This is a genomic window from Pontimicrobium aquaticum (assembly GCF_005047595.1).
Classification (GTDB): Bacteria; Bacteroidota; Bacteroidia; order Flavobacteriales; family Flavobacteriaceae; genus Pontimicrobium; species Pontimicrobium aquaticum.
This window is the reverse complement of record NZ_SUPL01000008.1, coordinates 37,219-51,302: the sequence shown is the minus strand read 5'-3', so window position 1 is coordinate 51,302 and position 14,084 is coordinate 37,219. Positions and strand designations below refer to the sequence as shown.

The window sequence follows — 14,084 nt, the reverse complement described above, 5'->3', positions numbered from 1 at the left end:
ATCAAAATTTAACTATTTTTTTAAACCGCTTTTTTCTTTTAATACGTTCTCTAAATTCTAAAGTATATTGTCTCATTTTTTCAAAAACCATGCTAGAATCTGCATCAATACATTTTGCATACTCGTCACTCATAATTTTAATTATAGATTCTTTATCTGTTAATCTAGCAAAGTTTTGAATTCGCTCACTAAAAGACATTGACTTAAATTGCATTCTGTTTAAATCAACCAAATAAAACTTATAATTATCACCCTCTTTTTTTATAAGTGTATTTCCCGGAGAATGATCTAAAAAACACACGTTATTTTCATGTAACGTAAACGTAAATTTAGTAAATGCTCTTAAAATATTTTCATGGTCAGGGTAATTCAAATCTCTATTTAATTCACGATAGGTTAAATCACAATCAACATGTTCGCTCAAATAAAAACTTTTTCCAAAAAAAATGCCATTAGTAAACTCATAATAAGCTATTGGATGCGGTGTTCCAATACCCAAATCAAGCAGTTTCATAGCATACTCAAAAGATCGTTGTGCTTTACTTTTTCTTAAAAACCTATATGCAATTTTGTTAAACATATTTGGAACCTTAAAAGACTTTATATTAATTATTTGGCTGTCTAGTTCAAATAATTTAATTGAATTCCTTTTTTGATTGCCAAACAGCTTTCCAGAAGTGCTAAATGTATCTATAAAAACATCAACTTTTTCTTGCTGTGGCAAATACTTTTTATGAAAGTGCTTAATCATGCAGCAATAATACAAAGTTTTAAAACAAAGTAGAAAACTAATGTTAACTTTGCCAAAAAGTTTTTTAATTATTCTAGTAATGACTGAAGAAGTAAACAAGGCAGTTCAGGTTTTAAAACAAGGAGGTTTAATTGTGTATCCTACCGATACCATTTGGGGAATTGGTTGTGATGCTACAAATTACGATGCCGTAAAACGCATCTATGAGCTTAAACAACGTGAAGAATCTAAATCGATGATTTGTTTGGTAAGCGATTTTAATATGCTCAACCAATATATTGAAGAAGTGCCAGAAGTGGCTTACGATATTTTAAAATACGCCAATAAACCAACCACAGTAATTTATGACAGGCCCTTGCGTGTTGCCGAAAACTTAATAGCCGAAGATAATACGCTAGCCATTAGAATTGTTAGAAATACATTTTGTAATCAGCTCATTAAAAAACTTAGAAAACCTATTGTTTCGACCTCTGCAAATATTAGCAATGCGCCTTCTCCAAAATCTTATTCAGAAATAAGCTCTGATATTTTAAAAGGTGTGGACTATGTTGTAAATTTGGATCGCAAAAAAAAATCCTCAAAAGCCTCATCAATTATTAAATTAAGTGGCGTAGGAATGGTAAAAGTTATTAGACAATAAAAAGAAAATTTCAAACACTAAATTCCAAAACATTTTACCTTGGAATTTTGAATTTGATTATTGAAATTTAATTTATGAGCTACAAAAAAGCTTTACAGCATACTATCTTCAAAATCATCTCTAAATCTGCAAAAGAATTACAACTAGATGCTTATGTTATTGGAGGTTTTGTAAGAGATTACATTCTTAATCGAGGTACACATAAAGACATTGATATTGTAGCTATTGGCAGTGGTATTGAACTTGCAAAACAAGTATCAAAAAACTTACCTAATAATCCAAAAGTTCAAATATTTAAAACCTATGGTACGGCAATGCTCAGGTTTGAAGATTTAGAAATTGAATTTGTTGGTGCTAGAAAAGAATCGTATTCCGAAGATAGTAGAAATCCTATTGTAGAAAATGGTACTTTACAAGATGATCAAAATCGTCGTGATTTTACCATCAATGCATTGGCTTTTAGTTTAAACAATAACCATTTTGGTAAACTATTAGATCCTTTTAATGGTGTATCAGATCTTGAAGATAAAATAATTCGCACACCTTTAGATCCAGACATCACTTATAGCGACGATCCTTTACGAATGCTTCGTGCCATAAGGTTTGCAACACAATTAAGTTTTACAATAGAGAAGCGATCGCTAAACGCTATTACAAGAAATAATGAGCGTATAAAAATCATTACAAAAGAACGCATAGTTACCGAACTACATAAAATATTAGAAAGCAAACAACCATCTACAGGTTTTCTTTTGTTAGAAAAAACAGGATTACTAAAATTTATTTTACCTGAACTAACAGCATTAAAAGGCATAGATGAAGTAGAAGGGCAGCGACATAAAGATAATTTTTACCACACTTTAGAAGTAGTTGACAATATTGCAAGGCATACTGACAACCTTTGGCTTCGATGGGCTGCATTGCTACACGATATAGGTAAAGCACCAACAAAAAAGTTTAGTAAAAAAGTGGGATGGACATTTCATGGTCATGAATTTCAAGGTTCAAAAATGGTATATCATTTATTTAAAAGGCTAAAAATGCCATTAAATGACAAAATGAAATTTGTTCAAAAAATGGTCTTAATGAGTTCGCGTCCTATTGTATTAGCACAAGATGGCATTACCGATTCGGCAGTAAGAAGATTGGTTTTTGATGCAGGTGATTATGTAGATGATTTAATGACACTTTGCGAAGCAGACATTACTACAAAAAATCCTAAACGCTTTAAAAAGTATCATAACAACTTTAAAATTGTTAGGCAAAAAATAGTAGAAGTTGAAGAACGTGACCATGTAAGGAATTTTCAACCTCCAGTTTCTGGTGAAGAAATAATGAAAACTTTTAATTTAAAGCCTTCAAAAGAAATTGGTGTCATTAAAGAAGCTATTAAAGAAGCTATTTTAGAAGGCGATATTCCTAATGAATTTGATGCCGCTTATAATTTAATGCTCAAAGAAGGAGCTAAACTAGGTTTAAAAACACATGAAAAAGGACAATAAAAAAGTATTTTACTGGTTACTAACTGGGTGTTTTTTAATTTTTGTAATGGTGGTCGTTGGTGGTATAACGCGACTCACACATTCAGGATTATCAATTTCTAATTACAAGCTTATTTCTGGCACTATTCCACCAATGAATGACCTTGAATGGCAAGAAGCTTTCGACCTTTATAAGCAATATCCCGAATACCAAAAACTTAACAATCACTTTACACTTCAGGACTTTAAAGATATTTATTTCTGGGAATGGTTGCATCGTGTCATCGGACGTTTTATAGGCTTAGTATTCATTATTCCTTTTGGCTATTTTCTCATTAGAAAACAACTCACAAAACCAACTATAAAAAAGGCAATTCTCCTTTTAACACTTGGTGGTTTTCAAGGTTTTTTAGGATGGTATATGGTAAAAAGCGGTTTGGTTGATAGACCAGATGTAAGCCATTATAGATTGGCAGCACACTTAATTACTGCCTTTATAACCTTTGCCTACACATTTTGGGTGGCTCTAGATATTATCTATCCAAACAAAAAAAATGTAGAAAAAAAATTGCGGAATTTTATACGATTTGTACTTGCCGTGTTAATCTTACAAATTATTTATGGTGCTTTTGTAGCTGGTTTAGATGCTGGCTTCATCCATAATCATTGGCCAATGATGAGCGAAGGCAAATTTATACACGAAACCGTTTACATCGAGCAATCACCTTTTCTGAAAAATTTTATTGAAGGTAAAAGCGGTGTACAATTTATACATCGTATGCTAGCTTATGTAGTTGTTCTTTTAATTTTTATGGTTTGGAAAAAAACCAGAAGATTAAATTTAAATAAAGATCAAGCTAATGGTGTTAATGTTCTATTAATAATGGTTGGACTACAATTTTTACTAGGTGTGCTAACCATAATATTACAAGTTCCAGTATGGTTAGGTGTAGCGCATCAAATAGGTGCATTTTTATTGCTTACTACAATGACATTTGTATTACACCGCTTTAGTAAATAAAAAAAATTAAATAAATTTGCACCAAGATAAATAATTCATGATTTATAGATTTAGAGTCCTTCTTGACAACGATACTGAAGACGATATTTTTAGAGATATCGAAATAAGAAAAACAGATACTTTAGAGGATTTACATAACACCATCACACAATCTTTCGGGTTCGATGGTACAGAAATGGCTTCGTTTTACAGAAGTGATGACGAGTGGAATCAAGGCGAAGAAATATCATTATTCGATATGAGTGAAGGAACTAATTCTGTTAAGCTCATGAATGAAACCCTACTAGAAGATATAGTAAATAAAGACAATACTAAACTTATCTATGTTTACGATTTTTTTAGTATGTGGACCTTTTTAGTTGAACTTGGTGAAATTGTTGAAGTAGCTGAAGGTGTGGACTATCCAAACCTTATGTACGTACATGGGCAAATTCCAACCGAAGCACCAGAAAAGTCTTTTGAAGTTGATGACTCTGATAATTTTGATGAATTTGGAAACGACCTAAATGTTGATGATTACGAAGACCTTGACTTTAATGAAAACTGGAATTAATCCTTCTTTTTAATTAAAGTTTTAGATTTCATTATAAAAGCTTTGTAACAACTTTAGTCTTTTATCGTCATACGTATATAACTAATCAATCATATACATTTTGGAATCTATTTTAACAATTAATAACCTTACTAAGAAATTTGGTTACTTAACTGCTGTTAAGGATCTTTCTTTTACAATAAACAAAGGCAATGTTTATGGCATTCTTGGACCTAACGGAAGCGGCAAATCTACAACCTTAGGTGTTGTCTTAAATGTTGTAAATAAAACATCGGGAGATTTTCATTGGTTTGATGGGAACATTACTACACACGACGCCCTAAAACGAGTTGGAGCCATCATAGAAAACCCTAACTTTTACCCTTACATGTCAGGTTACGACAATCTTAGGTTGGTATGCAAAATAAAAGGCGTTGACCTTACTAAAATAGATGAGAAACTAGAAATTGTTGGTTTAACAGATCGAAAAAACAGTAAGTTTAAAACCTATTCGTTAGGTATGAAACAACGTTTGGCTATTGCTTCGGCATTATTAAACGATCCTGAAATTTTAATTCTTGACGAACCTACAAACGGTCTTGATCCTCAAGGAATACACCAAATTAGACAAATCATAAAAGATATTGCTAATAATGGTACAACCATTTTGTTAGCCTCACACCTTTTAGATGAAGTTGAAAAAGTATGTTCGCATGTGGTTGTATTACGTAAAGGTGAAAAATTGTATTCAGGTCGAGTTGATGAAATGATTTCTAGCCATGGATTCTTCGAATTAAAAACAGACAAACATGATGAGTTAATTACTATTCTGGAAAACGATGAAGCCTTCGGAAAAATTAAAATAGAAGATCAGTTAATTACTGCTTTTTTAAACAACCCTATGGAAGCATCAACGTTTAACAAATTAATGTTCGAAAAAGGCATTACGCTATCACATTTAGTGAAACGTAAAGAAAGCCTTGAAGAACAATTCCTTCAATTAACCGACAACAACTAATCAATCAAAAAAATCATGGTACGTCTTTTACAACTAGAATTACAAAAATTATTACTCAACAGAACGAGTAAAATTCTCATATTTATATCATTTATATTGCCCTTTACAGTTCTTATTTTATCGTCAATTAAAATCAACTTTTTTGGTTTTTTTACTTTAGAATTGGGAGAATTAGGAATTTACAACTTTCCAATAATTTGGCATATAACCACCTTTTTTGCAGCACAATTTAAATTTTTCTTTGCCATTGTAGTGGTGAGTATGATAGGTAACGAATACAGCAATAAAACCATCAAACAGAATTTAATAGATGGGTTGAGCAAAAAGGAATTTATCCTATCAAAATTTTACACCATTGTATTCTTTTCATTGGTGGCAACCATACTCTTAACGCTAATATCATTACTTATAGGATTATATTATTCTAGCTACAATGAAATTGGTATTATACTTTCAGAGACTGAATATTTACTAGGTTACTTTGTAAAATTAGTTGGTTTTTTCTCTTTTTGTCTATTCTTAGGAATGCTGGCAAAACGATCTGCTTTTGCTCTAGCCTTTTTGTTTGTTGACTTTATTTTGGAATGGATAATCTTTGGATTGATTACTTGGAAAGCCAATGTTGACATTGCTGAGAAAATTCAAAATTTCTTTCCGTTAAAATCAATGTATAACCTTATAAAACAACCTTTTCAACGTATAGCTATGTCTAAGTTCCCTGATAAAGAAAGCTTAGCATATGACTATGCAGTGCATTGGTATGAGATTGTTATTGTTATAGGTTGGACAGCTTTATTCGTATTTTTATCGTATAGATTATTAAAGAAACGGGATTTATAATATATTTATGAGCTACATAGCTTATAAATGAAAAAACTATTATTAATCCTATCCCTTATAATTTGTTTCAATTTAGGTGCTCAAAATCAAGCAGCCAATTGGTATTTTGGCTATGGAGCGAGTGTTAATTTTAATATGTCAAATGGCACAGTCAGTTCTCTTGGTGGAGGAGCCTTAAACACTAATGAAGGATCTGCGTCAATTTCTGATGAAGATGGGAATTTACTTTTTTACACAGATGGTTCAATAGTATTTAATAAAAATCACCAAGTAATGCAAAATGGTACTGGGCTATTTGGAGACTCTTCCAGTACTCAATCTGCCATCATAGTACCAAAACCTGACGATGAAAACATTTATTACATATTTACTGTTGATAACGCCCTTGACGGTAACGACTTTGGCTTAAACTACTCTGTTGTAGATATGACCCTAGCAGGTGGTTTAGGTAGAGTTACCAGAAAAAACACAAACTTACTAGCATATTCCTCCGAAAAAATTACGGCTGTTCTTAAGGATTGTATTACAAAATCTATTTGGGTTGTGACGCTTGCAACAGCTGATGGCAGTGAGGGAACAATAAACTCGTACCATGCTTTTGAAGTTAATAATACTGGTGTTAATATAAACTCGGTTGTTTCTACTTTTAACGACTTATATGTAAATGACAAAAGAGGGTATTTAAAGCTATCACCTGATGGAAATATTTTAGCTAGTGCCAATGTTCAAAATGGATTATATATATACGACTTCGATACCAATACTGGAATCGTTAGCAACCAAAAAAGGCTCACCTTAAATACAACCACACAAAAACCTTATGGTGTAGAGTTTTCACCAGACAGCCAGTTACTATATGTACACTCTTCAAATGATTTTTTCGACCCAAGTAACCCTCAAGAAAGTAATAATCCAGCCAATCATCGTTCAGCTCTTTCACAATTTAATTTAAATGCGGCAGACATTCAAGCAAGTAAATTTACTGTGGACGATAGAGCACTTTACAGAGGTGGATTGCAATTAGGTCCAAATGGTAAAATATATAGAGCATTATCGGCTACCTACTCCCAGGGAGTGCCTTATTTAGGTGTCATAAACAATCCAAATAATATTGGAGCTGCATGTAATTACCAACACAATGCTGTAAGTTTAGCACCAAACAACTCATCACAAGGATTGCCACCTTTTATTCAGTCTTTATTTAATACTCAAATAGACATTATTCGAAACCAAGTAAGTACTACCAATCTTAATTTATGCGAAGGAGAAGATTACACTCTTGAAGCCGATGATTTACTTGGAGCTACTTATACTTGGTCTAGAGATGGAGTGGTGCTACCAAATACAGATTATTTTTTAGACATTACTCAAGGCGGACATTACGAGTTATACATAGAACCAAACAATGGTGATTGTGCTATTGAGGGCGAAGCATATGTAACATATTCTACAAATCCAGAAGCTTTTCCAACCAGCTTATTTCAGTGCGATGAAGATGGAAATCCTGATGGATTTACATTGTTTAATCTAACTGAAGCTAATGACGATTTAACTGGAGGAGCCACAAACAGATCGACTAAATTTTACGAATCATTATTAGATGCCCAAAATGAACAAAATGATATTAATGGTACATCGTACAGCAACATTACCAATCCACAAACAGTATATGTTAAGGTATTTAATACCCTTACTGGTTGTAACACAATAACCGAACTTTATTTAGATGTTACTGCAACTGATGCTAATAATGCTAAATTGACACAATGTGATGATGATGAAAACGAAGATGGCTTTTACAATTTTGATTTAACACAAGCTAACAACGATATTCTTAATGGTTTACCAACCACGCTAACTGTAAAATATTATCTAACCTATGAAGATTCATTATTAGAACAAAATGAATTAGGAAACAACTTTGTAAATACGATTCCTTACAATCAGACCATTTATGCTAGAGTTGAAAACGATAATGCGTGTTTCGGGATTTCTGAAATAGAACTAGTGGTGCTTGAATTACCAAATATTGAAGATACGTTTGAAACCATCTATTGCTTAAATTTTTATCCGCAACTTATTACACTAACTTCTGGACTAGTAAACAATGTTCCTAGTGATTTTACATACTTGTGGTCAACTGGCGAAACCACTCAAGAAATTTCGGTGAATGAACCTGGAACCTATACCGTAACTGTTACAAATGCCAATAATTGTAATAAAGTAAGAACTATTACAGTCTTGCCATCAAATATTGCAACTATTGAAAATATTGAAGTCGCTGATGCCAGAGCAAATAATACTATTACGGTCTTGGTATCTGGTGAAGGCGATTACGAATTTGCCTTAGATAACATTGGTGATCCTTACCAAGACAGTAATCTTTTTGAAAATGTTGCTCCAGGGTTTCACACTGTTTTTATTAGAGATAAAAACAATTGTGGAGTTATTGAAGATACTGTTGCTGTAATTGGTTTTCCAAAATTCTTTACTCCAAATGGAGATGGTTATAACGATACTTGGCAAATTTATGGAATTACAGATCCTTCTCAAGCCGAAAGCATTATATACATTTTTGATCGTTATGGGAAGTTATTAAAAGAGCTAAGCCCACAAGGAGAGGGTTGGGATGGTACCTTTAATGGCTTAAATTTACCATCCAGTGATTATTGGTTCCGTGTAAAACTTCAAGATGGGCGCATTTTTAAAAGCCACTTTACATTAAAACGTTAGTAAAAGTATAAGTTTATTTTTGATTTGTAGTCTTTTTCGTATTCAATATTGTATTTAATCGATATTATTTTGTATTTTATCTATTTTATTTCTATTTTCACCATCTAAATCTAAATCGCAATAAGTAGCTTAAAAAACCCAAATCTTTTTTTGCTATTAATAAACCTTAGAAATGAGAATAACCTACTTAGCTTCCCTCCTATGTTTGCTATTATGCAATTCAGCATATTCACAAAGAATTTCAGTTGATAATTCTCAATCTGTTCAAGCTTTAATTGAAAATAATCTAGCAGAAGGCTGTGTAGAGATAACCAATATATCATCATCTGTAAATGGGAGTGTTAATGGTTTTTCTAGTTTTGGTTACTTTGAACGTGCTAATTCTAACTTTCCTTTCGAGAATGGTATTATGCTTTCAACAGGAAATGCCAATTCAGCAGGAAATACAACCAATATCAATATTTTAAATGAAGGTGAATTAACTTGGGGAACAGATCCTGATTTAGAAACCGCTCTCGGTATTACCGATACACATAATGCAACATCTATTGAGTTTGACTTTGTATCAATATCAAACCTAATTGAGTTTAATTACATTCTAGCCTCTGAAGAATACTTTGGAAACTTCCCTTGCGATTATTCCGATGGGTTTGCATTTTTGATTAAGGAAGCTGGAACAGCAAATCCTTATACAAACATTGCATTGATTCCCGGAACAAATATTCCCGTTAACACCAACACGGTTCATGATGAAATTGTAGGCTTTTGTCCTCCAGAAAACGAACAATATTTTGATGGTTATAACATGGGAGACACTAATTATAATGGTAGAACAACAGTGCTAACAGCTTCAGCTAACATTACACCAAATGTGCTTTATAGAATTAAATTAGTCATTGCCGATCAAGATGATGAAAATTACGATTCGGCAGTATTTATTCAAGGAAATAGTTTTAACCCTACCGTAAATCTTGGTCCAGATATTAATACTTGTGCTCAAAATTATACCATTAATGGAGACATTCAAAACCCTTTAGCTCAATATGCTTGGTATGAAAATGGTACATTATTACCAACCGAAACAAATAGCACTCTTAATGTTACCAATTCTGGAAATTATAGAGTAGAGATAACCATACCTCTAAATACTACTAACTGTGTTATTGAAGACACAGTACAAATTACTTTAAGCTCTGAACAAACCATAGGAAACATCTCGAATTTTGAACTATGTGATGATGCTAGTGAAGATGGTGTTGAGGTTTTTGATCTTACTACTAAAAATACAGAAATACGCAATGCTATCAATCCAGGAACATATAACATTACTTATCATTTAAGTAGTATAGATGCTCAAAACAATGTGAATCCTATTACCAATCCCATTCAAAACACCTCAAATCCTCAATCTATTTTTGTAAGAGTTGAAGATATTGACAGTGGTTGTATGGCCTATACTAACTTTAACCTAGTTGTTAACCCATTACCAAATATTGTTAATCCAACACCTATAAAATTATGTGATGATGCTATTGCTGATGGCTCTACACAAATAGATTTAACACAAGCTGACAACCAGATTACTCAGGGCAACCCTAACTTAGTAGTAACCTATCATTACACACAAAATGATGCTAACAGTGGTATAAATGCCATTCCGTCCCCTTATGTAAACACCCAACAATCGGAACAATTATTTGTAAGGGTAGCCAATACCAATACAGATTGTGCCACAACTACAACCATAGATGTTATTGTTATGGATAGACCTACTGTAAACCATAATTTACCACCTTTAAATGCTTGTGATAGCGATGACGACGGATTTGCTTTTTTTGATCTTACCGAAGTTATTCCAGATTTATTACAAGGCCTTACTGGAGTAACCGTAACATTCCACACCTCAAACGCTGATGCTACTAACGGTACTAACCCTATAGCTAATGCCTCAAATTATGAAAACATTACGGCAAACGTCCAAAATGTTTATATTAGAATAGAAGACGATACAACAGGATGTTTTTCAATTGTAAATATTACGCTTCACACCAATTTACTAAACACAGGCACATTAATACAGGATTTTGAAACCTGTGATGACAGTAGTGGCGATGGTATAGAGTCGTTCGATTTACAAGCTATCGGATTATCTATAGTAAACAATTTGGATAGTACAAACATAACGTTTTACGAAACGCAAAACGATATGGATAATAATGTCAATCCAATAGACCAAAGCATTCCTTATGTAGTTAGTAACAGTCCGCAAACAGTATTTATTAAAATTGAGAATGCTAATTGCAGTTACCAATCACAAATTAACTTAATTGTTAATCCTCCTGTAAATTTGGTTCCTGTAGCTACTATTGATTATTGCGACACTGATGATGACGGTTTTGTACCAATTGATTTAAACTCGCTGGATAGTTTTGTAAACAATGGTCTTGCAGATGTATCTGTTCGCTATTATTTATCGCAAACTGATGCTGACAACAACTCAAACGCTTTACCACAGTTTTATACAAATACAACAAGTATCCAAACCTTTTATGCAAGAGTAACCAATGATATAAGTGGGTGTTTTAGTACTATTTCTTTTGATGTAAATGTTATTCCTGCTCCAACAGTTAATAGCCCAATAGAGATTATTATTTGTGATGACGATCAAGATGCTTACTCTATTATAAACTTAGATGCTATTATACCTAGTATTGTTTCTAATACTACCGACTTAACCATTAGTTTTCACAATAGTTTAAACGATTTACATACCAATAGTAATGCTATTACAGACACAACAACTTACAACGCCACTAACGAAACCATTTACACACGTGTAGAAAGTAATATAACTGATTGTTATGCAATTGCCGAAATCAATATAATTGTAAACACACTTCCTGTATTTACAGCTATTTCAAATTATCAAAATTGTGAAACTGATGGTGACCAAAGAGCTGATTTTATATTCAATACAAAAGATGCCGAAATTTTAAACGGTCAAACTGGCAAGCAAGTGCTTTATTTTGAAACCGAACTAGACGCTATTAACAGAACAAATATCATTGATAAAAATGCTATTTACACCAACACTTCCAGTCCACAAACAATATATGTAAGAGTTGAAAATAATACAGATCAAAGTTGTTATGGAACATCGTCATTTGTTATTGAAGTAGGTGCTGTACCTCTTTTCAACCCACCAACTAATTTTATTGTTTGTGACGACATCTCTAATGATGGTACCGAAACGTTTGACCTCAATGAAAAAGCATTAGAAATATCACAAGGTATTCCCGAAACTTTAAACATTACGTTTTATACATCATTGATTGATGCTGAAACAATGCAAAACGAGATTGATAGAACTTATACCAATATTACAAATCCACAACAGATATATGCTAGAATTGAAAATGGCACCTATTGTCATGCTGTTGCCGAATTTGGTTTAAACGTGATACAAGTGCCAACGGTAAACATGCCTACAACATTAACAACTTGTGATACTGATTATGATGGTGTATCAACTTTCGATCTTACAGTGTCAGAGTTTGAAATATTAGACATAAGAAGTAACGGAATTGCAATTTCATATTTTGAAAGTTTAGACAATTTAGAGTCCAATACCAATACTATCACTAACCCTGAAGCGTATAACAACATTACTAATCCGCAAACGGTTTATGTAAAAGTTGAAAACACAATATCTGGTTGCTACGTCTCTATTCCATTAGAAATAGAAGTAAACCTACCTCCTACCATTAACAATGTTCCTACAATTGAAATTTGTGATAATGATGTTGATACTTATAATTTAAGCGAGGCAACTCAATTATTATTCTCCAACACTGCAAACTTATCCATCACCTATCATTTAAATATGATTGATGCGCAAAATAATCAAAATAGTATAGGAAACATCTATAATTACACATCGTCAAACCAAACTTTATATGTAAGAGCAGAAAATACGATAACTGGTTGCATAGCAATATCGTCTTTTAATTTAGTTGTAAATCCAAATCCAATAGCCAACATGCCTCCAAATTTAGAGTCGTGCGACGATGACTACGATTTTGCTTTGTTCTTCGATTTATCTCAACAAACAGCAATTGTATTAGGAACACAAAATCCTGCTACTTTTACTGTAACATATTATGAAACTAGTAGTGATGCTCAAAATGGAGAATATGCTATTTCAAATCTAAATTATGAAGCTGTGGATGGTCAAGAAATCTATGTTCGTATTGAAAACAACACCACTGGTTGCTACGATACCACATCCTTTTTTACAACAGTACACAGAAAACCAGTAGTTGATATTCCGCAGCAAACCATATGCTTAGATAATTTTCCGCTCACTGTCATAGCTGGTGAGATTGTTGCTGGAGATACATATTTATGGTCAACAGGAGAAACTACGTCTGAAATTGACATATCGCAAATTGGTCAATATTGGGTGACTGTAACCACACCTTATGGCTGTACAACAACTACTGCATTTGATGTTATAGAATCGGAACAAGCAACAATTGAAGTCACTGAAACTATTGACTTTAGTGACCCTAACAATGTAACAGTAACTATTAGTGGTATAGGAAATTACATGTATGTACTAGATGATGGCGAACCACAAACTTCAAATGTGTTTGAAAATGTAGCACTAGGATATCATACCATAACAATTATCGATTTAAATGGCTGTGCTTCCATTTCAAAAGAAATTGTGGTTATCGACACACCAAAATTTATGACACCAAATGATGATGGTTATTTTGACACGTGGCATATTTCTGGTGTGGAACACCTCACAGGAACTACCATTAGTATTTTTGACAGATATGGCAAACAAATGACCTTTTTAACCTCCGAAACCGATGGTTGGGATGGTACTTATAATGGCTTAAATATGCCTGCTAGCGATTATTGGTTTGTGGCTAACGTAAAACAAAATGGTGTCGAGTTTCAAGTAAAAGGGCATTTTGCATTACGTCGATAAATCCATTCTCAAAATCTTATATAACTTACTTTCATCACAACTTTAACTTGTAAAGTTTATATTTGC

The 14,084-nt window shown here is 32.7% G+C and carries 9 protein-coding genes; 8 read left to right on the top strand and 1 reads right to left on the bottom strand.

The window, feature by feature from the left end; translation table 11 throughout:
* Position 1: 1 nt before the first annotated feature.
* Positions 2–751, bottom strand: coding sequence for a lipopolysaccharide kinase InaA family protein (locus E5167_RS13555; RefSeq protein ID WP_136844703.1), 750 nt, complete (start codon positions 749–751; stop codon positions 2–4).
* A gap of 79 nt (positions 752–830) precedes the next feature.
* On the opposite strand from E5167_RS13555, the gene E5167_RS13550 reads away from it, so the two are divergent.
* The 8 genes from E5167_RS13550 (at position 831) to E5167_RS13515 (ending at position 14,018) form a co-directional block, all read left to right on the top strand.
* Positions 831–1,391, top strand: a complete 561-nt coding sequence (locus E5167_RS13550; RefSeq protein WP_136844702.1) for an L-threonylcarbamoyladenylate synthase — start codon at positions 831–833, stop codon at positions 1,389–1,391.
* A gap of 74 nt (positions 1,392–1,465) precedes the next feature.
* The gene (locus tag E5167_RS13545) at positions 1,466–2,893 is read left to right on the top strand and encodes a CCA tRNA nucleotidyltransferase (protein ID WP_136844701.1); all 1,428 of its coding nucleotides are present in this window, start codon (positions 1,466–1,468) and stop codon (positions 2,891–2,893) included.
* Positions 2,877–3,893, top strand: a complete 1,017-nt coding sequence (locus E5167_RS13540) for a COX15/CtaA family protein (protein WP_136844700.1) — start codon at positions 2,877–2,879, stop codon at positions 3,891–3,893. Before E5167_RS13545 ends, E5167_RS13540 begins: the two co-directional genes overlap by 17 nt.
* A gap of 37 nt (positions 3,894–3,930) precedes the next feature.
* Positions 3,931–4,446, top strand: a complete 516-nt coding sequence (locus E5167_RS13535) for an IS1096 element passenger TnpR family protein (protein ID WP_136844699.1) — start codon at positions 3,931–3,933, stop codon at positions 4,444–4,446.
* Between the two features lie 100 nt (positions 4,447–4,546).
* On the top strand, positions 4,547–5,443 hold the full coding sequence (locus E5167_RS13530) for an ABC transporter ATP-binding protein (RefSeq protein ID WP_136844698.1): 897 nt from the start codon (positions 4,547–4,549) through the stop codon (positions 5,441–5,443).
* Between the two features lie 15 nt (positions 5,444–5,458).
* Positions 5,459–6,283, top strand: coding sequence for an ABC transporter permease subunit (locus tag E5167_RS13525; protein ID WP_136844697.1), 825 nt, complete (start codon positions 5,459–5,461; stop codon positions 6,281–6,283).
* Between the two features lie 27 nt (positions 6,284–6,310).
* Positions 6,311–9,016, top strand: coding sequence for a T9SS type B sorting domain-containing protein (locus E5167_RS13520; protein WP_136844696.1), 2,706 nt, complete (start codon positions 6,311–6,313; stop codon positions 9,014–9,016).
* Between the two features lie 172 nt (positions 9,017–9,188).
* Complete coding sequence (locus E5167_RS13515; RefSeq protein ID WP_136844695.1) at positions 9,189–14,018, top strand: T9SS type B sorting domain-containing protein; 4,830 nt, start codon at positions 9,189–9,191, stop codon at positions 14,016–14,018.
* Positions 14,019–14,084: the final 66 nt, after the last annotated feature.